The sequence below is a fragment of the Cupriavidus sp. D39 genome (assembly GCF_026627925.1).
GTDB classification, from domain to species: Bacteria; Pseudomonadota; Gammaproteobacteria; order Burkholderiales; family Burkholderiaceae; genus Cupriavidus; species Cupriavidus ulmosensis.
In genome coordinates this window covers 284858-311437 of record NZ_JAPNLE010000007.1, presented here as the reverse complement: position 1 = coordinate 311437, position 26580 = coordinate 284858, and the positions used below count along the sequence as shown (strand labels likewise).

28 protein-coding genes and 3 pseudogenes are annotated in these 26580 nt (G+C 61.6%); 18 read left to right on the top strand and 13 right to left on the bottom strand.

Going from position 1 to position 26580, the window contains the following annotated elements; genetic code table 11:
- Window positions 1-7: 7 nt before the first annotated feature.
- The 3 genes from tnpC to tnpA are packed head-to-tail and all read right to left on the bottom strand — an operon-like array spanning window position 8 to window position 2226.
- A complete protein-coding gene (tnpC, locus tag OMK73_RS08525) occupies window positions 8-1519 on the bottom strand; it encodes an IS66 family transposase (RefSeq protein ID WP_267601638.1) in 1512 nt (503 codons plus the stop codon).
- Between the two features lie 36 nt (window positions 1520-1555).
- Window positions 1556-1903 (bottom strand): IS66 family insertion sequence element accessory protein TnpB, encoded by a 348-nt coding sequence (gene tnpB, locus OMK73_RS08520; protein ID WP_267601637.1) that lies wholly within the window; start codon window positions 1901-1903, stop codon window positions 1556-1558.
- On the bottom strand, window positions 1897-2226 hold the full coding sequence (gene tnpA / locus OMK73_RS08515) for an IS66 family insertion sequence element accessory protein TnpA (RefSeq protein WP_420715508.1): 330 nt from the start codon (window positions 2224-2226) through the stop codon (window positions 1897-1899). The genes tnpB and tnpA overlap by 7 nt, the downstream gene beginning before the upstream one ends.
- On the opposite strand from tnpA, the gene OMK73_RS08510 reads away from it, so the two are divergent.
- The 4 genes from OMK73_RS08510 to OMK73_RS08495 all read left to right on the top strand — a co-directional run bounded on the left by OMK73_RS08510 (window position 2170) and on the right by OMK73_RS08495 (window position 4844).
- On the top strand, window positions 2170-2508 hold the full coding sequence (locus OMK73_RS08510) for a hypothetical protein (RefSeq protein ID WP_267601635.1): 339 nt from the start codon (window positions 2170-2172) through the stop codon (window positions 2506-2508). The genes tnpA and OMK73_RS08510 overlap by 57 nt on opposite strands.
- Window positions 2509-2845: 337 nt before the next feature.
- Window positions 2846-3295, top strand: coding sequence for a hypothetical protein (locus OMK73_RS08505; RefSeq protein WP_267601634.1), 450 nt, complete (start codon window positions 2846-2848; stop codon window positions 3293-3295).
- 534 nt (window positions 3296-3829) lie between these two features.
- A complete protein-coding gene (locus tag OMK73_RS08500; protein ID WP_267601633.1) occupies window positions 3830-4300 on the top strand; it encodes an IS110 family transposase in 471 nt (156 codons plus the stop codon).
- Window positions 4215-4844, top strand: a complete 630-nt coding sequence (locus OMK73_RS08495; protein ID WP_267601632.1) for a transposase — start codon at window positions 4215-4217, stop codon at window positions 4842-4844. Before OMK73_RS08500 ends, OMK73_RS08495 begins: the two co-directional genes overlap by 86 nt.
- 608 nt (window positions 4845-5452) lie before the next feature.
- Here OMK73_RS08495 and OMK73_RS08490 read toward each other — a convergent pair.
- Window positions 5453-6406: a DnaJ C-terminal domain-containing protein gene (locus OMK73_RS08490; protein WP_267601631.1), complete on the bottom strand. Its 954-nt coding sequence runs from the start codon at window positions 6404-6406 to the stop codon at window positions 5453-5455.
- 160 nt (window positions 6407-6566) lie between these two features.
- On the opposite strand from OMK73_RS08490, the gene OMK73_RS08485 reads away from it, so the two are divergent.
- The 3 genes from OMK73_RS08485 to OMK73_RS08475 all read left to right on the top strand — a co-directional run bounded on the left by OMK73_RS08485 (window position 6567) and on the right by OMK73_RS08475 (window position 7941).
- Window positions 6567-7001 carry an Hsp20/alpha crystallin family protein gene (locus OMK73_RS08485; RefSeq protein WP_267601630.1) on the top strand — a complete coding sequence of 145 codons (435 nt, stop codon included), beginning with the start codon at window positions 6567-6569 and terminating at the stop codon, window positions 6999-7001.
- A gap of 18 nt (window positions 7002-7019) precedes the next feature.
- Window positions 7020-7400, top strand: coding sequence for an Hsp20/alpha crystallin family protein (locus OMK73_RS08480; RefSeq protein WP_267601629.1), 381 nt, complete (start codon window positions 7020-7022; stop codon window positions 7398-7400).
- Window positions 7401-7506: 106 nt separating this feature from the next.
- Window positions 7507-7941 carry a hypothetical protein gene (locus OMK73_RS08475; RefSeq protein WP_267601628.1) on the top strand — a complete coding sequence of 145 codons (435 nt, stop codon included), beginning with the start codon at window positions 7507-7509 and terminating at the stop codon, window positions 7939-7941.
- On the opposite strand, the gene OMK73_RS08470 is transcribed toward OMK73_RS08475, so the two are convergent.
- The 5 genes and pseudogenes from OMK73_RS08470 to OMK73_RS08450 form a co-directional block, all read right to left on the bottom strand.
- The gene (locus OMK73_RS08470; RefSeq protein WP_267601627.1) at window positions 7929-8366 is read right to left on the bottom strand and encodes a hypothetical protein; all 438 of its coding nucleotides are present in this window, start codon (window positions 8364-8366) and stop codon (window positions 7929-7931) included. The genes OMK73_RS08475 and OMK73_RS08470 overlap by 13 nt on opposite strands.
- 149 nt (window positions 8367-8515) lie before the next feature.
- Complete coding sequence (locus OMK73_RS08465; RefSeq protein ID WP_267601626.1) at window positions 8516-8776, bottom strand: transcriptional regulator; 261 nt, start codon at window positions 8774-8776, stop codon at window positions 8516-8518.
- 302 nt (window positions 8777-9078) lie between these two features.
- Window positions 9079-9381, bottom strand: coding sequence for a hypothetical protein (locus OMK73_RS08460; RefSeq protein WP_267601625.1), 303 nt, complete (start codon window positions 9379-9381; stop codon window positions 9079-9081).
- A 246-nt stretch (window positions 9382-9627) separates the two neighbouring features.
- A pseudogene (locus OMK73_RS08455) lies at window positions 9628-10304 on the bottom strand (IS6 family transposase).
- A 466-nt stretch (window positions 10305-10770) separates the two neighbouring features.
- A pseudogene (locus OMK73_RS08450) lies at window positions 10771-11506 on the bottom strand (transposase); the annotation flags it as partial.
- A gap of 73 nt (window positions 11507-11579) precedes the next feature.
- On the opposite strand from OMK73_RS08450, the gene OMK73_RS08445 reads away from it, so the two are divergent.
- Entirely contained in the window at window positions 11580-12554 is a 975-nt protein-coding gene (locus OMK73_RS08445; RefSeq protein ID WP_267601347.1) for an IS5 family transposase, read from the top strand.
- A gap of 103 nt (window positions 12555-12657) precedes the next feature.
- Here OMK73_RS08445 and OMK73_RS08440 read toward each other — a convergent pair whose 3' ends face one another.
- Window positions 12658-12876, bottom strand: coding sequence for a hypothetical protein (locus OMK73_RS08440; RefSeq protein ID WP_267601623.1), 219 nt, complete (start codon window positions 12874-12876; stop codon window positions 12658-12660).
- Between the two features lie 215 nt (window positions 12877-13091).
- Between OMK73_RS08440 and OMK73_RS08435 the strand changes: the two genes are divergently transcribed.
- The 10 genes and pseudogenes from OMK73_RS08435 to OMK73_RS08385 all read left to right on the top strand — a co-directional run bounded on the left by OMK73_RS08435 (window position 13092) and on the right by OMK73_RS08385 (window position 23380).
- Window positions 13092-13526, top strand: coding sequence for a hypothetical protein (locus tag OMK73_RS08435; protein WP_267601622.1), 435 nt, complete (start codon window positions 13092-13094; stop codon window positions 13524-13526).
- Window positions 13527-13758: 232 nt separating this feature from the next.
- On the top strand, window positions 13759-14007 hold the full coding sequence (locus OMK73_RS08430; RefSeq protein ID WP_267601621.1) for an H-NS family nucleoid-associated regulatory protein: 249 nt from the start codon (window positions 13759-13761) through the stop codon (window positions 14005-14007).
- Between the two features lie 745 nt (window positions 14008-14752).
- Window positions 14753-15037, top strand: a complete 285-nt coding sequence (locus OMK73_RS08420; protein WP_267601620.1) for a type II toxin-antitoxin system HigB family toxin — start codon at window positions 14753-14755, stop codon at window positions 15035-15037.
- On the top strand, window positions 15022-15459 hold the full coding sequence (locus OMK73_RS08415; protein ID WP_267601619.1) for a helix-turn-helix domain-containing protein: 438 nt from the start codon (window positions 15022-15024) through the stop codon (window positions 15457-15459). Before OMK73_RS08420 ends, OMK73_RS08415 begins: the two co-directional genes overlap by 16 nt.
- Before the next feature lie 316 nt (window positions 15460-15775).
- A pseudogene (locus OMK73_RS08410) lies at window positions 15776-16404 on the top strand (DDE-type integrase/transposase/recombinase).
- Between the two features lie 213 nt (window positions 16405-16617).
- Window positions 16618-17883: a Wadjet anti-phage system protein JetA family protein gene (locus OMK73_RS08405; RefSeq protein ID WP_267601618.1), complete on the top strand. Its 1266-nt coding sequence runs from the start codon at window positions 16618-16620 to the stop codon at window positions 17881-17883.
- A complete protein-coding gene (locus tag OMK73_RS08400; protein ID WP_267601617.1) occupies window positions 17876-18562 on the top strand; it encodes a DUF4194 domain-containing protein in 687 nt (228 codons plus the stop codon). Before OMK73_RS08405 ends, OMK73_RS08400 begins: the two co-directional genes overlap by 8 nt.
- 63 nt (window positions 18563-18625) lie before the next feature.
- Window positions 18626-21544 (top strand): hypothetical protein, encoded by a 2919-nt coding sequence (locus OMK73_RS08395; protein WP_267601616.1) that lies wholly within the window; start codon window positions 18626-18628, stop codon window positions 21542-21544.
- Window positions 21499-22221 (top strand): SbcC/MukB-like Walker B domain-containing protein, encoded by a 723-nt coding sequence (locus OMK73_RS08390; RefSeq protein ID WP_267602065.1) that lies wholly within the window; start codon window positions 21499-21501, stop codon window positions 22219-22221. Before OMK73_RS08395 ends, OMK73_RS08390 begins: the two co-directional genes overlap by 46 nt.
- Window positions 22222-22390: 169 nt before the next feature.
- Window positions 22391-23380, top strand: a complete 990-nt coding sequence (locus OMK73_RS08385; protein ID WP_267601615.1) for a Wadjet anti-phage system protein JetD domain-containing protein — start codon at window positions 22391-22393, stop codon at window positions 23378-23380.
- 110 nt (window positions 23381-23490) lie between these two features.
- Here the strand turns inward: OMK73_RS08385 and OMK73_RS08380 are convergent, their stop codons facing one another.
- The 3 genes from OMK73_RS08380 to OMK73_RS08370 all read right to left on the bottom strand — a co-directional run bounded on the left by OMK73_RS08380 (window position 23491) and on the right by OMK73_RS08370 (window position 26543).
- On the bottom strand, window positions 23491-24423 hold the full coding sequence (locus OMK73_RS08380; protein ID WP_267601614.1) for an IS630 family transposase: 933 nt from the start codon (window positions 24421-24423) through the stop codon (window positions 23491-23493).
- A 40-nt stretch (window positions 24424-24463) separates the two neighbouring features.
- Window positions 24464-25699 carry a helix-turn-helix domain-containing protein gene (locus OMK73_RS08375; RefSeq protein ID WP_267601613.1) on the bottom strand — a complete coding sequence of 412 codons (1236 nt, stop codon included), beginning with the start codon at window positions 25697-25699 and terminating at the stop codon, window positions 24464-24466.
- A gap of 163 nt (window positions 25700-25862) precedes the next feature.
- Window positions 25863-26543, bottom strand: a complete 681-nt coding sequence (locus OMK73_RS08370) for an IS6 family transposase (protein ID WP_267601612.1) — start codon at window positions 26541-26543, stop codon at window positions 25863-25865.
- Window positions 26544-26580: the final 37 nt, after the last annotated feature.

The window sequence follows — 26580 nt, the reverse complement described above, 5'->3', positions numbered from 1 at the left end:
TTACCGGTTAGCGTGCCAGCGGTAGCAATTCGTGGACCCGGCTGATGGGGTGGGCTGGCAGGCGCTCCAGCGTATGCTTGAGCCAGGCATAGGGCTCGATGCCATTCAGGCGACAGGTACCCAGCAGCGAGTACATCGTCGCGGCGGCACGCCCGCCGCGAGGCGAGCCCACGAACATAAAATTCGCTCTGCCAACGGCAATCGGGCGGATGGCGCGCTCGAGGCGATTGTTGTCCGGCTCCAGGATACCGCTTTCCGTATAACGCACGAGGGCCTGCCAATGCCGCAGTGCATAGCCGAAGGCCTGCGCCAACGGCTGCCTGGCCAGCAGACCATGTGCATTGCCTAGCAGCCACTGGTGGAACTGCGCGAGCAGCGGCACGGATTGGGCCTGTCGCTCTGCCAGTTTGTGATCCGGTGGCTTGTCCTTGATGCCGGCCTCAATGGCATACAGCCGAGCGATCCACGCCAGCGCCTGTGCCGCCAACCCCGGCGTCTTCTGCACCTTGGCGATCTCAAAGAACCGTCTCCTGCAATGCGCCCAGCAACCGACTTCGATGATGCGGCCGGAGCGATAGAGGGCATCGTGGCCACTGTAGGCGTCGGCCTGCAGGTACCCCCGATACTCGCGCAGGAATGTGAGCGGATGGGTGGCGGCACGGGATTGGGCGAACTCGAACATGACCGCCGGCGGGTGATCGACCCACAGCCCATTCTCCTGCCGCTGACCGGCTCCGAGGTAGCCCCACAGGTGCGCCTGCTTGGTGGTGGCGCGCCCGCGTTCGAGCAACGGCAGCGTGGTGTCGTCCAGGTGCAGGCGCGGTGCCTGCAGGATGTGGGTGCGCAAGGATGGCAGGAGCGTCTCCAGCAGCTCGGCGGCCCCCAGCTTCCATTCACACAGCGTGGCACGCGGCAGGTGAATGCCCAGACGGGCGTAGCCCATCTCTTGCCGGTGGATCGGCAAGTGGTCCACAAAGGTATTGACCTGGATGTTGGCGAGCAGGCCCGCGCTGGCGTTGCTCTTGGGTAACGGCGAGGGCTGCGCGGTGGCGGTCACGATGGTGGACTCACCGTTCTTCATGGCCGCATACTTGAAGCGGATGTGCTCGATGACGGTAAGCTTGGCTGGCTCGTAATGCAGCGTCTCGCTGCGCTCCTCGCCGATGCGCTGCAGTGAATCGAAGGCGGCCTTCTCCGCCGCGGACAGATCGTATTCGATCCGCGTGCGCGGTAGGTCCTTGGGCAGTGCCGGGCGCCCCTTGCGGATGTGGCCCGCCACTTTGACCTCTGAGGCGGTTGGCGGTGACGGCAGATCGAGCGGCGCGGCAAAGAGTTCGGCCTGACCCGGCAGACGTTCGGAGCTGGCGCCGAAGTGCGCGCGGTTAAGCTGCGCGATCTGGTGCTTCAATATCTCCAGTTGCTCCCACAGCGCGCGGGCGACCCGGTTCTGCTCCAGCGCGAGGGTACGTACCGCCTCGAGATCGGCTGGCAGGGCGGAGGGTGTCAGTACCGGAAGCATGGCGCCATGATGCGCCAGCGCCGGCAGGTTTACAAGTCACAAGATGCGCGTGGCCGCGACGGTGCAGTGGGGCCGAACCGCAGGGATCTCGATGCCTTCGAGCCAGGCGTTCAATTCGGCCAGCGTGAAGCCACGCTGGGCTAGCGTCGCCGGCGAAGGAAACCGGCCGCGCGAAAGCCGCTTGTACCACAACGCGAAGCCGGTGCGGTCCCAATACAGAATCTTGACCTTCGATCGATCGCGGCCGACGAAGACAAACAGGTGGCCCGACAGGGGATTCTTGGCCAGCAACGGCTCCACCAGATACGACAGGCCGTCGATGGACTTGCGCATGTCGACCGCGTCACGGCAGATGAAAGCCTGCACATCGCCGCTGATCAGCACCGGCCGCCTCCCAACTGCCCCAACACGAAGCGCACGATGCGTTCGGCATGCACCCCGGCCATCTCGATACGTGCGCCGCCCAGCGTGACGACCACTTGGTCGCGTGACTTCGATGGTGCCGGGTCGCTCGCCGGCAGGACATTCGGTAGCGCTGTCGTTGCCGCGGCGATGAATGCCGTATCCGGGGTCACTGCCATGGGCGGCGTCACCGGTGGCTCGTGGTTCAATCGCTTGCGCCACAGACCGAAGGTGCTAGCGGCCAAGCCGTGCTGTCGGCAGAAGGCTCGAATGCTCCCGCCGCTGTGACCCCATTGTGCGAGCATCTCGCGCCAGAAGGCTTCGTCGTGCCGGTCATACCTTGCCCCTGCTCGTCCGCTCATACCCTCGCGCTGATCGGCCATCACTCCACTCCCGCCTACCGTGAAGCCGTAACCTTCTCATCAGCGCCCACGACTCGCCAGCCGGGTTCCGCTGACGGTTACCACGTCCATGACATCGACGGCAAACTGTTTGCCATTCCGTCCGACGCCCAGGCAGTGCTCGACTCAGAAACGCTTAAGGCGATCGAACACGCCAAGGCCGACCCGCGCGCGAGACGCGCGTGAACTCGTTTCGCTGCCCGCCGCACTGCTCTCGCATGGCACGGATCTCGATGCGAAGAGCGTTACTGCGATGATTCCGCGATTAAGGTCAAGAAGGCGGGATGAGTGCCGCCTCGAACCCAGCGGGCAGAGTTGTGAACTGTCGCAACGCACGACACAAGACGCTGTCTCACCTGATTGCGGGACTGTGCGCGACCTATCCGATTGGCGCGGTGGCTAGGCAAAGTGATATCGCGCCTAGTTGGTCCGCCGCAACGCAATTCACTCGCTGGTTGTAATACGGGAACGGTTGAATGGCGGGGTGTTACCCAGGAATCTCCCCGACGATGAGTGGCGAACAATGAACATACGAACACTGATCACCGTTGTGGGCCTGATTCCCATGCCTGCTGCGCTTGCGGTAGGGCCCCAGAAATGCACGATCGAGGGGCACTTCGCTCGCTTTGTAGGGAGCACTCAGGAACATCTGTTTGTGAATGGCGACTGGGCCTTTATGCGGGTCTACGCCTCGATCGACCCGTCCGACCGGCTTGATGACCGGAATCACCGCCAAATCCGGGCGCAGAGTTTTCGGGTTGTGGTGACCGACCTTCCCAATGAGGAGATGTACCACTTCAATCTCATTGACCAACAGGGCGAGGTGGCATTCCCGGGCTTTACCTATGCCTGTGATCCAGGCGATCACTTCGACCAAGCAACCACGGGACACTGGCGACGGCTGCCAATGGGCGGCAATCCGTCGAAATCGAAGCTGCAGCTCGATCGATGGGACCCGGCGAACAACCGATGAGTCGCGGTGAGCCCCGCATACCTACTGGAGGCCGGCTCCCTGCTCAATGCCAAAAAGCGCCGCCGGCGGGGACGTCCAGGCGCAGGGGGATGTCCGCGCTTCGGTCGATCCGCGCGAAGTCCCAGCAGCCTATGGGTGCAGCCGGTCTAAGTAAGGTACGCGACGTTTCCAACGCACATTACTTGCACTGGCTGGGGCGGGAGGCGGCAGCGCGCCATCCCATCATTCTTTCAAAATAAACTTTTATGCGACGAAACTTGCTTGTAGCGGCTAAGCGGTAATGTCCGATTCTAGCGAGCGGCTGGAGATCACCGATTGGCAATTCTGACGGCTGCTCAGCGAGCCAGGCAGGAAAGGTCCGTCCGGGCTGGTCTCCCGCCGATTGAGGCGCGCGGCCCTGTCTTGGAGGGCTGCTGAATGCAACGCGCGCACGCGGGTTCTGATAATCATATAGCCGGCCTCCCCTCCGTTCGGGTCGAACGGCTGGCGTAGAGTCGAGGTGCGAACACCGACGTGACGCACAGGAGGCCCGGCATGAACAAGTTTAGTGGAATCGACCTGCACTCGAACAACAGTGTGGTTGTGGTCAGCGATGAAGCTGACCGGGTTATTTACCAACGGCGGTTACCAAACGATCCGGTCCAGATCCGGGCGGCCCTGGCGCCACATCGTGACGAGCTGGTGGGGGTGGTAATCGAAGCCACGTTTAATTGGTACTGGCTGGTTGATGGCCTGATGAAAGATGGCTACCAAGTGCATCTGGCGAACCCCGCAGCGATCAAGCAGTACGAGGGGCTGAAATACAGTGGGGACTTCGCGGATGCAGCCCATCTCGCACAACTGCTGCGTCTGGGGCTATTGCCAGAAGGCTATATTTATCCAGCAGAAGAACGTCCGGTGCGCGATCTCGCGCAAGCGCATGCAACTGGTGCAGTGTCGAACGGCCCAGATCCTCGCGATCGAGAACCTGTTCTCACGCCACACTGGTGGGCAAATGCGAGGTGAACGGGTCAAGCGTCTGGATCAGACACAGGTCAGCGAATTCGGCTTTGCACCGGATGTAGCGCTCGCGATGCAGGCCAATCTGGCGGTGATTCAAACCTTGCAGGAGCAGATCGGAATCCTCGAGAAGCGACTCATGGATCGGGTGAAACTGCAACCCGACTACGTGTTGCTAAACTCGGTGCCCGGCATTGGTCCGGTTCTCGCAACCACGATCATGCTGGAAACCGGAACCATCTCGCGTTTCACCGAGGTTGGTGATTTCAGTTCGTACTGCCGCTGTGTGGACAGCCGGCGCGAAAGCAACAGCAGGAAGAAAGGCGAAGGCAACACAAAGAACGGCAACAAGTATCTGGCGTGGGCATTTGTCGAGGCGGCCAACTTCGCCATGCGCTCGTGCCCGGAAGCCAGGCGCTTTTACGAGCGCAAGAAACGCGCACGTAACGGGATTGTCGCGATCAAGGCGCTGGCGCACAAGCAGGCGCGCGCCTGCTATCACATGCTTCGGGAGCACAAGCCATTTGACGTAACCCGCTGCTTTGGCTAAAAGGCGGTGCAAGGGGAACGAGCCCAGTACTGCGACTGGTGAAAAGCCATGGTTCTGATTGGGTCATCCCTTTGCCCCGCCTCCTGTTTGCAGATAACCGGGTCGCCTAGACAATGAGCCACGCTCGACTGGTGTTGCGCAGGCAACAGCCACGGTTCTGAAACCCATTGGACCTTGTCTGGCACCAACGTTTCTCTGGGGCGGCACCGCCGCCAGGGCGATCGACAATTCATCGCCGATCGCTTGATCCCGATGGGTGTCTGGTGCGATCCGGTTCGCAACCAGCCGCGAGAAAACGGATGCGATACCGCTCCCTGCAGGCAGCAGCGACAGGATAATGGAAGGAATTTCGCCGGATTGCCATGACGATGAAAATGACCATCGTCATGGCAATCCGGCGACGGGGAGGATTTGTACCTTGACTTTGGCCGACTAATGGGTAAGCCGAAGGCCAGCGAGGAACGGCTCGCTTGCGGGGACCTCGGAAAACTGAAAGCACCGCCTTCCAGACAGCGGGCCCAGTGGTATCTTTCTGCGGCCACTTGCTCCAGAGTCGGCCAAGCCTCTTGCATCAAGCTGCCGATCAGAATGTCGTCATCCAGCCTGGATCAGGCGCTCCTATCCGGGCGCGGTTTAAAGGCCAATTCCCGCGCCATGGTTTCATAAAGCTCTCGCGCCTTAGGGGTGTTTGCCGGCGGCAACACAACCTGGATGTGCAGCAGCAGATCGCCTGGTGGATTAGCGGGGATGCCTTTGCCGCGCACGCGTAGCTCGCTGCTGCTCTGGGCGCCGGCGGGAATGCGCACCTTCAGCTCGCCCCCAGGTAAATCAATGGGCACCACCGCCCCCAGCGCCGCCTCCCATGGCGCCACCGGCAGGATAAGGTGTAGATCGCATCCCTTCACCTTCAGTTGGTCGTGCAGCTTGAAATGCACCTCCAGAAAAAGATCCCCCGCCGGCGCACCGCCGATCCCCGGTGCACCCAGCCCGCCCAGGCGGATGAGCTGACCTTCGCGAACGCCTTTGGGAATTTTTACGCTGAGGGTCCGGCTCCTGAGCTGCACCCCGCCCTGGGCGTCCACGCTTGGCACCTGCAGCGAAAGCTGACGGGTTGCGCCGGTGAAGGTGTCTCCGAGGTCCAGCAGCACCTTGGCGTGGTGATCCCCACCGCGCGACGGGGACTTGCCACCGTGTGTATGGAAACCGCGGTGTCTGCGCCCCATGTGGCCAAACAGCTCGGCGAAGAAGTCGCTGAAATTGGCCTCTTGCTGGGACGAGAAGCCCCGACCGGAGAACTCGAAGCCGGTGTCCCAGTCCGGCGGCGGACGGAACTTCTGGCCGGGCTGATGGCCTCGTCCCAATTGCTCGTACGCGGCGCGCTTTTCCGGGTCGGAGAGTACAGCATAGGCCTCGTTGAGCTCCTTCATGCGCACTTCGGCATCTGACTGCTTGGAAACGTCGGGATGGAACTTGCGCGCGAGCTTGCGGAACGCCTTCTTGATGTCCTCAGCGGTGGCATCACGTGTCACTCCCAGCGTCTTGTAGTAGTCCTGGAATTCCATGCGTGTTCCCCTTTCCACGTCTCTAATGCTGCCCTTCCGCTCGAAAGAATGACGGCGAACATCAGTCAAATCAAGAGCTTGATATCCTCGGGAGAAGCCTTACCATTCCAACCGGAGACGTCAGAATATGGCGCCCGCGCCAAAGCGAATGGAGGCAAACATGATGTATCGATCCCTGTTTCCCCGTGACGTATTCTCAGAACTGGAACGCCTGCAGCGCGAGCTGCACCAGCCATTCGAGCAGTCTCCCAGTATTCGTGGTCGGGTCAGTTTTCCGGCCATGAATGTAGGCGGCACACCCCACTCGGTGGAAATCTACGCCTTTGCCCCCGGCACCGATCCGGCCAGCATCGACGTCCAACTGGTGAAGGGCGTACTGACCATTGTCGGCGAGCGCAAGCCCGATCTCTCTGACAAGGACGAGCAAACCTCCCTGCATATCGATGAACGCTTCGCCGGCCGCTTCCGTCGTGTGGTGAGCCTACCGGACGACGTGAATCCCAATGCGGTGGAAGCCAAGTACCGCGATGGCGTGCTGCACATCAGCATCCAACGCCTCGAAGCAGCGCAGCGGCGCCAAATCAGCATCCAGTGATGCGAGGAGGATCTGGCCATGAGCGAAAATACTGCTGTCACCAAACAAGCCGACACTGGCAGCGCTGAAGCGGCCCTGATCCCGCCAGTGAATGTGTACGAGGACGCCGCAGGCATCACCCTGTACGCCGATCTGCCGGGTGTGCCCAAGGACAAGCTGGTCGTGCAGGTGGAAGGCGATATCCTGACCATCAAGGGCGAAGTCGTCCTGGATCAGCCGGAGGGCATGGAAGCCAGTTACGTGGAGGTTTCCCTGCCGCGTTACCGGCGCGTGTTCACGCTCTCCAAGGAACTAGATGCCGAGAAGGTGGTGGCCGAGTTCAACCACGGCGTGCTCAAGCTGCGCATCCCCAAAGCCGAATACGCGCAACCGAGCCGCATTGAGGTCAAGGTCGCGTGATGTAAGCCGAGCGGGCCTTGGGCATCGCCCACGGCTGCCCACACGTAGGCGGGCTGACATGAAACCGGAATCCTTGAAAGAGGGTTTCGGTTCCTTGTGAGACAACTTGGTCGAAGGCTGGCACCATCCGACGCAGACTGCTGCTGGCGCGCCAACCCGGTTCAACCCAAGTGAAGATGCCAATCTGCCCGGCAAGAGCGAAATCGAAAACAGCTTTTATCTGCCGACCCCGGGCTGGGCCATGCCGGGTGGCGACGTATTCGAAGACGAAAAACGCGTGGTAGTGCTCCGGGAGGTGCCTGCGGATGTCCCTTTTAAGCTGGTTTTTATCTCCTCCTTTTCGGCGGTGCGGGCCGCACGGTTCATATCGCATCACGTAGGGGATTGGATTCACTCGCCCGCTTCAAAACTGCTCGGCAATGATTGCAATATCCTATTTGTCAATTCAAGGATAAGAAATTCTGCATGGCTTGCCGTGAATGGAAACGGGGCAAGGTCAAGGATGACTGCGGAGTCTTCCGCTCGCGATTACCCCGGGTAAGTCAGCGAACGCTTCGTCGCTTGCGTTTCCATCTCTTTCTTGTAGTCATCAACCCACTCACCAAACTGCGGATGGATATAAAAGTCGAGAACGTCTCCCACTTTGATAGAGAGCGGATTTCTTCCCAGGAGCATCGATAGTGCAATGCGCGCAATCTGAAACGGCGCCAAGTCAATCGCATCCACTAAAAGACCATTGGGACGGTGGCTAACCGTGAGCATATCCGTCTCTTGGTCGTGGGCGTCCACTACCAGCCCTTCCATGCTCCCGAGTAGCGGCTTATGTTCTATCTCTGGCGAGACCGGGTAGATACTGACCGTGCCAGCACTGATTCGGTGTTCTTTATGCCACCTGCCCAACGCCCAGGTTTCCGTCGGGTTCTCTCCCCAGATTTCCAGGGTGCCTTCATCAATCTGCGCCCTCATGGTTCTATCTCCACTGACAATGTGCAGTATGCTTCCGCCGGCTTCGGGCACGCTCCAACCACCTTCGAGTTTGGCTGCCTTCCCGGCTAATATCCCTATCTGCCAGGTGGCGGGCTTTCCTACCCCCGCGCCTCATGGCCTGGGGTATCTCATTCCAGCTTATCGAATGCGCAGGCTCCCAGATCGTTGCTGAAGCGCTGCACCCAATCTGTCTCGTAGCCGATGGGGTATTCCCGCGTAACTCGAGTTGATCGTCTGGTTACTGCGACATAGCCCTGCAGACCAAAGTTTTCGTCGCCCCTTGGGTCCGTCGTATCGGTTTCAGCAAGCTCGAAATCATCTTCTGTCGGACCGTTATGCTGCAGGGCAGCAAGGAATGTCCGATATTCGTCCGGCTCAATCAGTTTCATTGTTGGCTCCTCGTCCGTCCAACGCAGACGTGGCGGCTTGCATCCTGCTGGTGAGTGGCGGACAAGCCACAAGTTTGATACGCCATACCGCGAAGCGCTTCGACGTTTTGCATACGTTAGCCTTGACGGGAAAGACATTCTAGTGGCACTACGAGCCATCCAGGAGGCGTTGCTTGGGCACGTCGTGTGGTCGGGATGCTAACGGAAATCCCGCTCGACACGGCTCCCCAGCCTTTCTCGTTCCGGGACCGGGTACCACTCATACAGCCAGGGGCCAGACCGCAACCCGCGAATCCTTATGCTTATAGGATACTTTTGAGAGCACCCGACTGATCAAGAAACTGGACCTTCTGGACTTCATCGGTCGATGGTTGGACGCAAAACTGGTAGGTGGTATGACTCCATGCAGCAGAGATGGTGTGACTACTCGAAGTAGGCGAACCGACGAGCCAAATGGTGCCATGCTTGTCAAGAACAACGCGACGCAGAGCGAAGCAATTGTTCTCGTTGGCGATGGCTACGGCAACGATACGGCACTCAGTGAATTCGTCTTCAAGAGACAGGATGTGCGACCGAAGGGACTGAAAGGATTCTTTTGCAGTCATGGGTAGGCTCGCCTCTGTTGCGGATGAGCACTCTATCTTTGGGTCTGCGGGTTCGGTGACGCCTGTTTTCTCGAACTGGAGAATGCCATTGCCACCTTAGTGGCGCCACAGGGGGACTTGGTGCTGCTATCTCCATCGTCCGCAAGTTCCTTAGGTGAGTATAGCTAACGCGCTCCCTCATGGCGAAGGGCGGAATTGTCGCGATAAGGGTGCGTAGGCGGCCGAACTCGGCGGGAGTGGTTTTGCTTATGCGGCCAGCGCGTAGAATTGCTGAGCGGCGGACGCATTGCTCCTCTCGGAACGCCGCAGCTGACCCTTGGCGATCATGTGCATCAGTTCGATGCCGCCGAGAAGGATGCTGGCGCAGCGGAAATCCTTGAATCCCAGCATCGGCCGAGTGACGCGCTTGATCGCCCGATGATCCTGCTCGACGATGTTGTTCAGATATTTGAACTGCCGATTGACGATGGGTGCCTCCCGTTTGGGGTTGATGTCATGCAGCGCGGCCAGGTTGGCGGTGCTGCCATCGATGGTCACCGTATCGGGGGTGCCGTTCTGGTCAATCGCCTTGTCGAAGAAGCGCCGTGCGGCGGCGTGGTCAGAAAATCAACGGTATCGCCACGCTTGTCCACCGCGCGATAGAGATATTTCCACTCGCCTCGGACCTTGAGATAGGTCTCGTCCATGCGCCAACTCTTGCCCACTGGCCGCTTTCGTCGGCGGAACACCTTGTGCAGTGCCGGCAGTAGTTTGATCGCCCAGCGGTGCACGGTTGAATGATCTACTGCGATGCCGCGCTCGGCCATCATCTGCTCAAGGTGACGCAGGCTGAGCGGGTAGGCCACATACCAGCGCACGCAGGTCAGCATCACGTCCAGCGGATAGTGCAGGCGCTTCAAGACCTTCGCGACTTCCGGATTCATGCCCGTATCACTGCACCGAATTCAATATCGCCAAATTCTACCGGATGCTTACCGCGACACCCATTAGTCGGCCAAAGTCAAGGTACAAATCCTCCCCGTCGCCGGATTGCCATGACGATGGTCATTTTCATCATCATGGCAATCCGGCGAAATTCCTTCCATTATCCTGTCGCTGCTGCCTGCAGGGAGCGGTATCGCATCCGTTTTCTCGCGGCTGGTTGCGAACCGGATCGCACCAGACACCCATCGGGATCAAGCGATTGGCGATGAATTGTCGATCGCCCTGGCGGCGGTGCCGCCCCAGAGAAACGTTGGTGCCAGACAAGGTCCAATGGGTTTCAGAACCGTGGCTGTTGCCTGCGCAACGCCAGTCGAGCGTGGCTCATTGTCTAGGCGACCCGGTTATCTGCAAACAGGAGGCGGGGCAAAGGGAAGACCCAATCAGAACCATGGCGTTTCACCAGTCGGCGCGTTTCTTGCGCTCGTAAAAGCGCCTGGCTTCCGGGCACGAGCGCATGGCGAAGTTGGCCGCCTCGACAAATGCCCACGCCAGATACTTGTTGCCGTTCTTTGTGTTGCCTTCGCCTTTCTTCCTGCTGTTGCTTTCGCGCCGGCTGTCCACACAGCGGCAGTACGAACTGAAATCACCAACCTCGGTGAAACGCGAGATGGTTCCGGTTTCCAGCATGATCGTGGTTGCGAGAACCGGACCAATGCCGGGCACCGAGTTTAGCAACACGTAGTCGGGTTGCAGTTTCACCCGATCCATGAGTCGCTTCTCGAGGATTCCGATCTGCTCCTGCAAGGTTTGAATCACCGCCAGATTGGCCTGCATCGCGAGCGCTACATCCGGTGCAAAGCCGAATTCGCTGACCTGTGTCTGATCCAGACGCTTGACCCGTTCACCTCGCATTTGCCCACCAGTGTGGCGTGAGAACAGGTTCTCGATCGCGAGGATCTGGGCCGTTCGACACTGCACCAGTTGCATGCGCTTGCGCGAGATCGCGCACCGGACGTTCTTCTGCTGGATAAATATAGCCTTCTGGCAATAGCCCCAGACGCAGCAGTTGTGCGAGATGGGCTGCATCCGCGAAGTCCCCACTGTATTTCAGCCCCTCGTACTGCTTGATCGCTGCGGGGTTCGCCAGATGCACTTGGTAGCCATCTTTCATCAGGCCATCAACCAGCCAGTACCAATTAAGGCAATGCTGATCAAGTCCTCCGATTCGTGAGAAGGCGCGTTATTTGAAGAATCACGAGCGCAAAGAGATGAACATGAAGCAGATGACGTTGGCAGCGGGTGCAGATCAATGTGCAGGTTTCGAGCAACACCGCAAGCCAACGCGACGTGAAGAGTTTCTGGCGACGATGGATCAGATCGTGCCGTGGGCGGCATTGTGCGCCGTGATTGAGCCCTACTATCCGAAGGCAGGCAATGGCCGGCGGCCCATTGGTCTGGAGCGGATGCTGCGCATCCACTTTCTGCAGCACTGGTTCAACCTGGCAGATCTGGCTTGCGAGGAAGCGCTATATGACAGCGCCAGCCTGCGCCGCTTCGTAGGAATTGACCTGGGTCGTGAGCCGGTGCCGGACGCCACCACGGTATTGAAGTTTCGGCGGCTGCTGGAGAAACATCAGCTTGCCGAACGGCTGTTCGCGGAGGTTGGCCGACTCCTGCAAGCCAATGGCGTGAAGCTGAAGACCGGCACAATTGTCGATGCCACAATTATTGGTGCGCCCAGCTCGACGAAAAATGAAGAGAAGTCGCGCGACCCCGAGATGCATCAGACCCGCAAAGGCCAGCAGTGGTACTTTGGCATGAAGTTGCACATTGGCGTGGATAGTCAGAGCGGGTTGGCCCATTCCGCGGTGGTGACGCCGGCCAACGTTCACGACAAGCATGCGCTGCCCCAGCTTCTGCATGGGGAGGAGCGGCGTGTGTACGGTGACAGCGCATACGCCAGTCAGCAGGAGCTGATCGCATCGAAGGCGCCGCACGCCAAGGACTTCACCAATCAGCGGACCCGCAGAAACGGGGAGATTGACGAAGTGCAACGCGGGAAGAACCGTAACAAATCGAAGATCCGGGCCCGGGTTGAGCATGTCTTCGCCGTGGTTAAGCGCCTGTGGGGCTTCACGAAAGTCCGCTACCGCGGCCTGAAGAAGAATGCCGGCCGAGCCTTCACGGCGCTGGCGCTGGCCAATCTCTATTTGAGTCGAGGGCATCTGATGGGAGCAGTCCGCCCGTAAAGGGCGAATGCGGGGCGGGCGCCCCGCCAACACACCCCAATTGGGGCGCGCGAGGGCAAATTCTCGTCGCCACAGATATTTTTCCGGCCGAACGGGCTCCTGATCAACCTGCGTAACTCAATTTGCCCAGCTTGTTCAGCGTAGCCTTAAACGTGGCTTCGATTACCACCCCCACCAGCTCGTCACGATGTGGCGCCAGGGCCGCCCGGATCTGGACCGGATCGTTTGGTAACCGCCGTTGGTAAATAACCCGGTCAGCTTCATCGCTGACCACAACCACACTGTTGTTCGAGTGCAGGTCGATTCCACTAAACTTGTTCATGCCGGGCCTCCTGTGCGTCACGTCGGTGTTCGCACCTCGACTCTACGCCAGCCGTTCGACCCGAACGGAGGGGAGGCCGGCTATATGATTATCAGAACCCATGAAACTAATACCAGTGGGAACCGGAGGCCAAGCGCCAGGCCCATGCGGCCGCGCAGGCGCGTCACGAGGAGGGCACACGCCAGGTCGGGGCGCACGAGCGGCGGTTGCAGGAGTTGCGTACCCAATTCTCGACGGACCTGGAGCAGACCCGCGAGCAGGTAGCGGTGTCGCAGGAACTCGCGAAGGCCACCGAGCGCTGCGCGCTGCGCGAGATCGACCAGGAGCGCACGCTGCGCCAGAAGGGCGAGCAGGCGGTGGCGGACCTGCGCACCGAACTGCCGGTGGCGCAGACGCGCGCGCAGGAAGCCGCCGTGGCCAGCGCCGAGGAACGGGCGCGGCTGCAGGCCGAGCGCGACACGCTCAGCCGGCAATGGGCGGAGGCGCAGCAGGACCTGGCGGATGGTCAGGCGGTGCAGGGCAGCCTGCGGGCCGACCTGGAGGCCGCGCTGCGGCGCGCGCAAGCCGAGGCCACCGCGGCGCCCCGCCTGGTATCGCCTAGGCAGCGGACGCCGGCGACGAAAACCAAGTTTAAGCCCGGAGCACCGTAAGGGCGGTGTCCACCAGTGAGGCAGGGAGGACGTCGTTCACACTGGGGCGGGATCAGCCGGTGGCCACGCGCCGCGGCATTGACCGCGCCTCCAGTCTTGCCCGCCTCGATTCCTGTTTGAGTGGGAGGTGGGTTACCGGCGGGTAGCGCTGGCAACCGCCGGCTGCCTGGCGTCACTAGGGCGGAGCACAATCACGCGGGACGTCCGCCCCCCAAACTTGTTCACCTAACCCATGTCGATAGAGATCGAACGCGCGGAAGCAATCACCTGGATCCGCATCCAGATGGCCCAGCACGGCCTGACCCTGGCCCGCCTGCAGGCCGCCGGCTGCTTTACCGAGCCGGCGCCGGCGCCATTGCCCGGGGCGGTGCGCTATCGCAACGCGCACGGGCAGGGCTGGGACGGCCGTGGGGCCATGCCGGACTGGCTGCAGCGAGCGGTCAATGCCGGGCAGACCGTGGAACATTTCCGCATCGGGTAGCACTCATGCGGCGACGCCGTCCCATGAAACTGGCCTGGACCTTGCATTGCTGACCGACCCGGATAATGAGGGGGACTGGCGCCGCCGGCCCGCAATCCCGATATGAAACCGAATGCCGGACGCAACGCTCCCTTCCCAAGTTACACCGCTTGGCTCGATGATTTGATTACTCGGGTCGAGTAGGCACGCCAGCGTGCAGTTCTCTCGGTCAACCGTGACTTGGTAACGCTCTTTTGGCAGATCGGATATGCCATCCTTGAGCGGCAGCAGGGATGGGGGCCAGAAGATGTCCTGGCTCGCACGTGATTTGCAGGCGACGTTTTCGGACATGAAGGGATACTCGCCGCGCGCCCTCAAATACATACATGCACACGCTGGCCGAGGCTTGGCTTAGCGGCGCAATTGTGCAGCAGACTGCTGCACAATTGCGCTGGTTCCACCTTTGCACGCTGCTGCTGGACAAATTAAAGTCCAACGAACTGTGCGAATGGGAGGGGCGGCGGCTCTTTTGCGCCACCGAAGGGAGTAGGGATAGGTGACGATTCGTAACCGCCGCGGGGCGGACAAACCTGTGACGAGTAGGGCATGTTGCAGAATTGGCTGCGGCGGATGGGTTAATGCCGGGCGGAGTGCGACGGCCGCGCTGTCTGGGACCAGAATGCGCGGCTCAGCCAGCCACAGCCTTCCTGCTGACGACGCTAGCCTGCGATGCACCTCAAATCTCAATTTGAGATATACTGGCGCCATGCGCGTGATTTCTAACAAGACCCTGGTGGATTTTGCGACCCGATATCCGGATGCCAACGTCCCCTTACAGGCTTGGCGCAAATTGGTCGAGGCTACCAGCTTTGGCAGCTATGCCCACTTGAAGGCGACCTTCAATGCGACGGATCGTGTGGGAAATTTTTATGTCTTCGACATCGGTGGCAACAAATACCGCCTCATCACCGCGATTCACTTCGATCGCCAGATGCTCTACGTGCGCGAAGTCTTAACTCACAAGGAGTACGACAAATGGAAGCCCTCTTGAACGTGGCTGAGCTGATCGATCACTTCCGCGCTTTGTCCGAAGTCGTACCTCTGCACCCCATCCGGACCGAACACGATTACGATGAGGCCGTCAACGCTATGAACGCTCTGCTCGATGCGGGCGCGGCGGACGAAACGCATCCTCTTGCGGATCTGGTGGCTACGCTCGGTGAGTTGATTGCAGACTATGACCAGGCACACTACGCTTTCCCCGATGTCACCGGCGTGGATGCCCTGCGATTCCTGATGGAGCAGCACCACCTTACGCAAGCACAAGTCCCTGAAATCGGTAGCCAGGGCGTGGTTTCGGAAATCCTGAAAGGGCGCCGCGAACTCAACGTCCGCCAAATTCGGGCCCTCGCCGCCCGCTTTGATGTCGCTACATCTGTCTTCTTTCCGACCGATGCACCGGTTCCCGCGTGAGGATGTGAGAGCGCCGCGTGGCTGTGTCGCAGTAAGCCCCGGTAGAATGGGCCGGTGTCGAATTCAGCATGTGTGGGCAGCGGTCATGAATCCGGAAGTTGCAAAAGTGTTGAAGCGTCTGCACTAGCCACTGGACGCGCCATCTCGAAGAAATGATGGCCGAGCGCGGCACCTCAGTCGATCACTCGACTGTGCACCGCTGGGCGCTCAGTTGCTGCCAGCGCTGCACAAGGTGTTTCGTCGTCGCAAGCGCCCGGTGGGCACAAGCTGGCGCATGGACGAGACCTACATACTGGTGCGCGGTTAGTGGAAGTACCTGTACCGGGCGGTCGATAAGGCGGGCAATACCATCGACTTTCTGCTGCGCGCCCAGCGAGACAGGCGGTGGCACGGCGCTTTTTCGAGAACGCCGTCGACCATAACGGCGAGCCCAATTCGGTGGCCATCGACGGCAGCGCGGCCAACCTGGCAGCGCTGCACGACCTCAACGCCGACCGTGAGATACCCATCGTCATCCGCCAGGCCAAAACCCTGAACAACATCGTCGAGCAGGCCCATCGGGCGATCAAGCGCGTCGTCCGACCGATGCTTAGCTTCAAAGCCTTTCGCTGCGCGCGCATCCTTTTGGGCGGCATTGAACTCATGCACATGATTGCCAAGGGCCAGATGAAGTACCCCCGACAGGGGCAATCCGTCCGCTGCAGAGCAATTCTATTCCTTGGCCGCCTGAGCGGCTTTCGACTCGCCCACTTCGCTCGTCTCCACACCCTTGTCGCGACAGAGCCCCAAAATCAAAGCTACCCTGGAGTTTCGAGCAGAAGCTGGAGTTATGGCGCGGGTTTCTGTCACAATCTCCGCTCTTCCGTAAGAATAAGCTGGCGCGAACGCTCCCGGGCAGTGCGGCCAGGGGTGGTATCGTACGCTTTTTGGTCGCTGCGTCGATGATACGCAGGTGCAACGCCAGAGTATCAAGGAGATGGGACATCAGCCGCCATGGTGGATTCGGGTTACCCGCAGTTCTTTCGTCCGCTGACGCTGAAGAGGCGCCGGCTGATCGCTGCCTGCATCCGCGCATTCTATGCGCGGCTTTATGGCTCGCATGCCGACTACCGTTCCATCCTCGGGCGCGAGGACTTGCGTGACCTGTTCGTTCAGACCATGCAGTCCGCCACGCTGCCGGCCGACCCGGCCGGGGAAGATGGCGAAGACGGATTCGCCGCCGGTGACCTTGCCGACGACCAGAAGCTGGCAAGCGCCATCGTGCGCGTCCTCGTTGCGGACGGCTGGCTCGAAACCGCCGAGGATCGCGTTCGACTGGTCACCGCCTATCGCTTCACCCGCGCCGGCAAGATCTTCGCTCAGGCGCTGACGCTGGCCGACCGCCCACGCGAACGGACCCGCCAGCGCAATATGCGTTCCTGCAAGAATGCTCTGGGTGCCTTCATCGAGCGCCGCGACGTGGAGGACCTGCTCGACGCCTACGAGTATGCCGATCGGGTCATTGCCGACCTCTCCGAGGACATCGAACTCTTCTACGACCTGGCCCGCAAGATATTGCTCGATGCGCATGTGCAGCGCAATTGGGATGGGTTCATCGAGTTCGTAGAGCGACGTTTTCGTGATGAGTTCTCGCCCCGGCTAGTCTATGACAATGCCGAGCGCCACCGGCTGGACATCGGGGCGCTGATCGAACGTCTCAATGAGTTGAGCGCGGCCGAGATACAGGCCATTGACAATGACCTGGCCAACCACGCGGCATGGGCCGTGCAGGCCGCGCCGGACGGGGCTATCTTGAGATGGATGCTCGATCGGATCGACGAGATGGTGACCGCGGCCTGCCGGACGAAGCAGCCGGAATTGTTCCGGGCCATGGAAAGCTATGTCCGCCGCCACGTGGTCTTGTTGTCGCAGAGTCTGTTCATGGGGGCATCGGGCAGCGGGGCGGCATTGTCCACCCTGATCCGCCGCCTGGGCGAAATGCCGGAGCGGGAGCAGGGCGCGTGGCTGGAGCGGCAGGGAGCGGCGCTCGCACCGGTAAGCGTGGCGCTGTACGATCCTGCGGCGGTACAGCCGAGAAAGGCCGCCGAACGTAACCGGGCGCAAGCCGTGAGCATTGTTCCGGAGATCACGCGAGAAGAGCGTTTGCGTCAATTCGTGCGGCAAGCGGAGGAGCGGGCCTTCTCCCTGTCGCATCACGATGTCGTGGATTACCTGCTCGGTTCCATGCGTGGCACGGGCGCGCTGCGCCTGTCCGAGTTGCCGGTCGACGATGCCATCCAGGCGCTATCGTTGTTGCGGGCCGTCGAGGCGGCGCGGGACCACGATGGACTGGAGGTGGAGCGGCTGGACGCCGAGCAGTTGGACAATGCCATCATGTCGGGCACCGACTATGCAATCAGGAGGCGTCACATCGGCCATGGATGAAATTACGATCGCGCAACTGGTGGAAGCCGAACTGAAGGCGAAGGGCGTCAGGCCGGAGGCGTTCCGGCAGATTCTCGGCCGCCTGCTCGGGCTGTCCATTTTGCACCGGGAGGACAGCGCCATCGAGCGTCAGCTTTACGACGACGCCGTGCGTATTGAGGGCCTGCTCAATGCGTACTTCGATGTGGGCGGGTTCCGGCTGCTGCACGAGCGGCATCAGAGTTATTTTCGGCTTTACCCGCCGGGCGCGCGCGTGCCGGGACTGCCCGCAGAGGACGATGCTGCCGTGGTGGACGCCGTGCGGGCGAAGCTCTCCGCCGATTTCGTCGCGTGCTGCCTGGTGCTGCGCCTGCTGTACAACGAGAGCCTGCGGCAAGGCTCGATCAACGAGCGCAACGAGGCGCTTGTTACCGTGGAATACCTGAATGCCACGCTGACCGCGCAGGCGCGCCGCTCACTGCCGGCCAAGACTGCGCGGGAGAAGCTCTTTGCAGACCTGAAGCGTGCCCGCTTGATCGATTACCGGGCGGACTCCGAGGTGGAAGACGCTGACGCCCTGGTCGCCATTCGCGGAACGATCCTGCAGTTCGTGGCGGACTCCGCCATCGATGCCCTGCTGGCTGAAACACAGACGCCCGCGCCGGCGGTCAAGTCGCCGGAGCCTGAAGATGAAGCTTGAGAAGCTCATCCTGGTCAACTGGGGTTTCGTGGTGTCCCGGGAATACCCTTTGGCGACACCACCTTGCTGTCGGGTTCGACCGGAGTTGGAAAGTCCTCTTTCCAGGACGCGATCCAACTGGTCATGACCGGCGGCAAGCAGCACATCAATGTGTTTAACTCCGCGCAGGACGAGAGCGGCGCCTTGCGCGCGGGTGGCAAAGTGAGGCGGACGCTGGCGTCCTACGCGGTAGGCATGCGCGACAACCTCTGCGTCCGGCCGTATGGGTCGCACACCTATGTCGTCGCTGTTTTCGCACCCGATGCCGGGGAGTCCTCCGAGCCATTCACCGCCGTGGTGGCTGTGGAGGCCGCCGTGTCCGGTACGCGCGAGCAAGGCCGCAGCGTCGAAGTGGCGCGCAAGCTTTACTTTGTGCTGCCGGGCAGCCGTGCGATGGAGGCGGATTTCATCGAGTCGCGCAGGGGGAATTCGATTACAGCGGCGAAGGTCGAGGATATCTACCATCGGCTGCGCCAGCGCTATCCGCGCGTCCTGCCGTTCGAGAACAGCATCGAAGACTATCTGTGCAAGCTCTATGCCGAGTTTCGCGGTGGCGGCAAGACGCTGGTCGGGCCGCGCGAGGCCGAAGCTGCGGCGCGGGCTTTCGTCCAGTCCATTGCCCGCAAGACCGTCGGCTCGGTGGACGAGCTGATCCGTGAGCAAGTGCTGGCCGAGCCTGACTTCTCCGACCAGATTGGGCATATCGCGTCGCTCATGCAGAACGTGCAGCAGCTGCGGAAGATCGCCACCGAGTTGCTGGCGTGCCGTGAGAGGCTGGGAGCGCTGAAGGCACACGCGGATGCGTTCCTTGCCGCGTTCGAAGAGGCCATGGAGGCCGAACTGGGCGAAGCCCTGCGCCGGCAGCAGGATGTCGAGGAGGAGATCCAAAGGCTGGAGGCGTCCCGGCACCTTGCCTTGGCCGATGTCGAAAAGCAGCAGGCGCTCGCCGACCGGCATACACAAGCGCTGAAGCGCGCCACGGAATTGCACGGCGCTGCCAAGGGGCGGCTCAATGGCAACCCGGTGGCACAGGATCGTGAGCGGCTCAGCCGCGAGATAGCCGATGCCACCGAAGGTCGATCCCGTATCGCGCTGGACATCTTGGCCGCCCTGAGGGGCTTGCGCGGCGTGCTGGACGAACTGGCCGTCCTGGCCAAACGGCCTGCAGGACCGGCCGCCGCTTACGCACCCCACGTGGAGCGGCTGGTTGTGGATGCCGCGGCGATCGATGCCGCCGACGGCCGGGCCGCCGCGCGCGAGCTAGCGGCGATGCTGACTGGTGCGCAGATCGACCCGCCGAGCCTGCGGCGCGACCGGTTCGCCAGCCTGGATGCCGTCCTGGCCCCCATTGCGCAGCGCTTACACGGCGCCGATGGCCTGTATGGCGCGGTGGTACAGGAGCAGGCGCGGGAATCGGATCGCGCTGCCGCCCTGCAAGGGGAAATCGATGACCTGAAGCGGCGCCGGCAAGGGCTGGAAGATGGCCACTTTGACTTGCCGGCGCATGTTGAGGCCGCGGTCCGATATCTCCAAGCCCAGATGCCGGGCGCTCGTCCCAGAGTCCTTTGCAACCTTGTCCAGCCGCGGGAGGGCTCACGCTGGCAGAACGCTATCGAAGGGCTTCTGGGCGGTAACCGCTTCGTGATCCTGGTGGACGCGCAGTACGAGGCGGGCGCCATCCGGGCGCTGCGGCACGAACTGCCTGCGACTAGACAAGCACGAGAGGCTTCCGTGGTGCAGGGTGAACTGGCCAAGCGGCGGGCGGAGAACCAGGCGCTGTCGCCTGACTCCGTGCTGCAGGAACTGGTGATTGCCGATGAGACCGCGCGCGCCTATCTGGTTGCAAGCTACGGCCGTTATGTCAAGGTAGCGGATGCACAGGCGCTGCGCGGCGCGCCACAGGCACTGACGGTAGACGGCATGGCCAGCGGCGGGTTCAAGATGTTTTCGTCATGGGTGGAGGACGGCGAGCTTGCCTTCGGTGCCGAGGCGCGGCGCAAGCGCGTGGTGAGGCTTGCTCGGCAGATCGACGAAAAGACGCGGGAAAGGGACGAGCATCGCGCAAGCGCCGCAGAGTTGGCCGCATGGGGTGCGCGTCTGCTCGGCCTGAAGCTCACGCCTGTCGCGCCGATGCTGGACAAGTTGGGTGAGACGCAGCGCGGACTGAGCAGTCTCGTGGCGCAGCTCGCCAGTCTGGATGACTCCGACCTCATCGTGCTGGAGCGCCGCGTGGTGCGTGCGGAGCAGCTATTGGACGGCCACCAGCACCTATCCAATGCCGCGTCACGCGCGGCGGGTGAAGCGGCGGGCCGGGCGCGCGGTTTGCAAGACAACATCGCTGCCGCTCAGGCGAGCCTCGCTGATTGCCAGGACGGCGTGAGGCGGGTCAACGCCCGCGTGGCTGAACTGATCCGGCTCAATTCGCACTTCGATCCGGTCCAGCTTGACAGGCGCGCCCGGGAGGCCGCCAAGGAGCAGGCCACCGCGTCTTTCGACGGGCGGCGACGGCAGCAAGCCGGCCTGTACCGCCAGGAGCGCGAAGCGTTCGAGCGGAAACTGGAGGCACACAATCTCCTGTCTTCCTCGTTCGATGAGCGGGTCGACTTCCAGCCTTGCCAGTCGACGCAGGGGAGTACGAGTGGCAAGCCTATGGTGGAGTACCTGCCGCCCGGCGTCAGATCTCGGCCATGCTCGAACGGCTCGACCAAGTGCGCATTCTCAACAACACCAGCGAGTTGCGGGGAGCCGAGAAGAATTTCAACAATACCTTCAGCACGCATTTTGCGCTGGCCGTCCGCACCGCGGTGGAGCAGGGCATCGATCCGCTCAAGCGGCTCAATGAGAAGCTCAAGCGGCTGGCATTCGGCGAAGACCGTTTCGAGATCGAATACGGCCAGATGGTTAAGGAATACAAGAAGTACTACGACCTGTTCCAGGACCTGAACCGGCTGGCCGAGAGGCAAACGCCGATAGATCTGTTCTCGGCAGCCGAAGGCGTGCTGTCTGCCGACAGCGTCGTGGCGCTGGACGATATCAAGCTGCTATTGCTCGACACCAACCGCGACCACGCGTTACGGAGGCTGAAGGACATAGCGGACTACCGCAACTATCGCCAGTACGACATCCGCAAGTATTCGGAAGATGGACGCGAGGCGTCCCTGGCGAGAATGGCGACGTTCTCGGGAGGCGAGTTGATGACGCCGGCCTATCTCGTACGGGCCGCCGTGCTGGCCCAATCATTTCGCCAGTTCGAGAAGACGCCGAGCCTGAAGCTCATGATGATCGATGAGGCCTTCGACAAGATGGATGAGGGCCGCACCGCCGCGGTGATGCGCTATCTCAATGAGAACCTTGGCCTGCAACTGGTGGTTGCCATGCCGTCCCGCGCGTCTGGCCCGCTGCTTGAGCTGTTCAGCTTCGAGCATCGCTTTTCCCTGATGAAGGTGGAGGGCCTGGCAGGGGAACTCGATAAGATTACCGAGGTGGACAGCTCCCTGTTGAAGGCCGACCGGCTGCATGCCCTCTGGACTGAGCGCCGGGAGGCGGTGCGGCGTGAAGCGGCATGGCAGTTCGACTTGCAGGAGGCGCGCAAACAGTTGGTCTCGGACATGGGGACATGAGCGCCGACGGTATTCTAGGGCGCCGGCCGGCCGCCCTCACCGCTTTGCTGAATGCGCTCGTGGACCGCATCGAGGCGAAGCCGTTTGCCGAGAGGCGCCGCGATATCAGCTTCCCGTTGAGTGCCGGGACGTGGCCGGAGTTTTCGCGATCGCCCTCCACGGCGAGCGCATGTTCGTGTGGCGCGCTCTGGAAGCGCTGCAGGCGCAGCCCGGGTTGGCGCTGATGCTCGACCAGCGTCGCGGCCAGCGGGATCTTGATATCTGGGAGCGCGCACCGAAGCTCGTCATTGCCGCGCAGGCGGAAGCGTTTCTTCGAGACGAGACGGGGCGCCAGCCCAGTGCCGTGGTCGCCTGGATGGCGCAGTGGCGGCAGGCTGTGCCGGCGCGCTTTGGCAACGTGGCGCTGTGCGAGCGGCTGCTGTCCCGTCCGATCCTCATCCTGCCACGTTCACCGGAGCAGGTGCTGGAACGCCTCGCGGGCATCCGGGCGCTTGCCGGCGAGAACCTCATGCTCCATGAGGTGGCAAGCCGGCAGTTCTGGGGCTTGTCAAAAATTCTCAACGGCCAGCAGGAGACCATTGCCCTGTTGCTTGACACGGATGTCTGCCCCTTTCCGGACAAACCGGTGCAACTGCTGGTAGCCGCCCGTACAGCCGATCCTACCGCCCCGATCCTGTTTGTGGAAAATGCCGCAACGTTCGAATCGATGGCGGCGGGGAGGCTTAGCGCCGCCGAAGGTTTTGTCCTGATATACGCATCAGGATACAAGGCGAGCGCGAGGCGGCTGCGCCAGCCGGGTGGCAGCTCAGTTTATTTTGCCCCGGGCGTGTTTGAGCGGAATGCGGCATTGGGGCGTAGCTTTCTTGCATGGCTGCATGGCACCGACGTCACGCTCCCGGTTCATTTCTGGGGCGACCTGGATTTTGCCGGGATGGATATTCTCAAGGAGTTGCGCGTGGTATTCCCAGGCGCGCAAGCGTGGAAGGCTGGCTACGAGGCGCTGCTTGCACGCCTGCTCGCGGAGGAGTCCCACGCGCCGGATGAAGCAAGGAAGTCGGGCCAGACCGATCCGGGCCTTACCGGCTGCCGTTATGCGGATGAAGTGCTGCTGCCAGCACTACGCAGGCTGGGCCGATTTGTCGACCAGGAGAGTCTGTAGCGTCACGGCTACGAATAGGCTGTGTCAAGTTAGCCAAAGCATCAATCGGTTCTGGTAGTTGCTGGAGACGTACTCGGCGAAGACTTGGTGAGCATGGACTTGGCCATCCCTCAATTACGCACCGCACTGGCGGCTGCGCAGAGGAGGGCACAAGACGCCGCCGTGGCCGGCGCCAAGGAACGGGCGCGACTGCCGGCCGAGCGCGACACGCTCAGCCGGCAGTGGCTGGCAGCGGAGCAGGCACGCGTGCAGGGGAGGCCGTGCAGGGCAGCCTGCGGGCCGAACTGGCAGCGGCGCTGCGCCGCGCCGAGCGCGCGCAGGCGGAGGCCACCGCAACGCGTCGCCTGGTGCCCGCCAGGCGCCGGGCGCACTGCCGTCTTGCCAAGCACTTCGCCCGTCCTCGTGTTGAACGCCGCATACAGCGACAACGTGCCGTGCCGGAAGTATTCGAAAGCATGACGCTCTGCCCGTCCCGGCGACAGCGGCAACACCGGGTCTTTGCGATCCAACGCCTGAATCGCGGTCTTCTCGTCGACGCAGAAAACGGCAGCGTGCGCCGGCGGATTCAAGTACAACCCAATCACGTCAGCCGCCTTGGCCTCGAAGTTCGGATCGTTGGAAGCCAGATAACCCTCAAGTCGATGCGGTTTGATGCCGTGCTTGGCCCAAATGCGCGCAACCGTCATATGCGAGATGTCGCCTAGTTCGGCGGCCAGTTTTCGCGAAGACCAGTGTGTCGAACCGTCGGCGGGCTGGTGTTTGATTGTCCGTGTCAGCACATGGGCCTCGACGCGGTCGGTCACCTTATAGCGCTCACGCCCGGCATGGCGAGTGAACAAGCCAGCCAACCGCTCCGCGTTAAAGCGTTTGCTCCAACGATCAACGTAGCTGTCACTGCAGTCGAGCTTAGCCCGAATCTCGGCCCAGGTGACACCATCTGCCAGCAGCAAGATCAGTCGTGCTCGGCGCGAAGAATCCGCACGACCCGTCCTTGCTCTGGCCTGTCTCTCAAGTTCCGCGCGTTCGCTATCGGTCAGTTTCATCACGCCCTCCATGGGCACAATGACACTTCCTATTTAAACGTTACGATCCACTAGTATTGTCGCCAGTGCCGCCACTGGGTGACGCCCAGGATCTTGCGGGGCCGGTTGCGGCGGCGCTGCCATTGTCAGGGTCGTGGGCCCGGGTAGGCGCCGTCGTTGATACGCTCCAGTCCTTCGGTGTCAGATGCCGGCGTAGCCAATGCTCGTATTCCAGGCCCTGTACCTTGAGCGCGGCGCGCATCAGGTCCTCGCGTTGTGGATTGGTGGCCTCGACGCGCAAGTCGCTCGGTGACATGCCATAGGTACGCCGAAACGCGCGCGTGAAGTCCGACGCGCTGGAAAATCCCAGACCAAAAGCAATCTCGACCACCGGAAGATTGGGAAACTGCACCAGCTCCGCTGAGGCGGCGCGGAGCCTGATCTTGCGGATATACGCATGCACGCCGCCCTCCTGCTCGAACAGGCGATACAGCGTGGGCCGAGAAATGTTCATCGCGACAAGCAGGCTGTTGGGCGATAGATGGGGCTGGCTGGCGCCGACGGCGATCAACCGGCGGGCATGCGCGAGCATGGCGTTGCGGGTGGCGGAACGGGCATCGTCTTCGAGCCGCGCCGCTTTACGGAAGGCGGCCACCAGCAACTGTATAGCTTCGCGCAACTCCCGCGCTGCCCGCTCGGGTGTCATGCGGGGGAGGTCGCGAGCCAGCGCAGTCACGTGCCCGACCGCCAGTATCGTCATGGAAGTATTGGCTTCCACCATGCGGCCGTGCGCCGACTCGGCTTCGGGAAAGATGGATTCCATCACTGCGCGCGGCACAAAGAAGGTGAGGGCGTGTGAGGTGTCGCGCACCATGCGAGCGGGCTGCCCGAGATCCGTCAGTAGGATGCCGCCCTGGCGCGGCATCGGATTGCGGCGCAGGCCTTCGACCCGGCCCGCATTGCCGCCGATAAACACCTGGAACACATAGTGCCGCATGGCATCGGTGGAGATACGTGCCAGGGTGCGATGCAGGCTGACGCCGTCGCAGCGGCAGTCGGTGAAGACCATGTCCTCGACCAGGTACCTGTCGATAGTGGCCGCGAAGGGGCTGGCCACTTGGTCTTTTGTCAGGTCGAGGTCAATGACATGGCCTACCCGATCCCGCCAGGCGAGGATTTGTCCGGTGGATGACTGGAGGCCGGCGGCGCCACCGACTTCAAAGCGGGTATGCGGCAGGCTGGCGGCCCGCTCCGGCTCCTGCGCCGATTGCGGCAAAGCGAGTCTGTGCTGAGTCATGTTGGAAAGTGCATGCCTGGCGATCAGGCTCCCGTACGATCCAATGTACAGCAAACCGGCGCGCTCCGTGTGGCTCGCTAGCGCCCGCTTAGCGCCTTACTTTTAGCTCGGCTCTGGTGCAAATAACCCATATGGACGAGCTGTTGCCTATAGATAGGATATCTCATTGAGCCGACAGGACTGTATTCCAGACAGCGGGCGCAGCAGTATCTTTGAGTCGCAATCTGGCAACTCCAAATCGCCGCTTGCGAATGCGATGCATCAACTCGATGCCTGCGAGCGTGATCGCGGCGTTCCTGAAACGTTTGAAGTCGAGCATGACGTTTGTCCGGGACTTGACGTTGCGATGGTCCTTTTCGATCAGGTTATCGGGCAGCAGGCCCTCGGCCTTCATTTCGCGCACCGTGCGGTGAGAAGCCGCATAGCCATCGAGCGTGATGGTCTTCGGCGGCCGGCCTTGATATTTGATTGCTTTCCCGAAAAAGGCTTTGGCCGCGGCCACGTCGCGCTTTGCACTGAGCATGAAGTCAACCGTTTGGCCGGCCCGATCAACCGCCCGATAAAGGTAGACCCACTTGCCGCGAAGCTTCAGGTAGATTTCGTCGACACCCCACGACCGTCCCGTCGGCGTGCCGAAACAGCGATTGACGAACTCCGACGCATAGCGCCGCACCCAGCGCAGGATCGTCGTGTGGGCCAGCGACAAGCCTCGTTCCTCCATCATCTCGACAAAATCCCGCAGACCGAGCTTGTAGCGCAGGTACCAGCGAACGCAGAGAATAATCACATCCCGATCAAAGTGACGGCCTGCAAACAACTTGTCCAGGCTCTTCCGCTTGCTCATCGTCGGCTCTCAATTCGTTCAGCCCGACACTCTAACC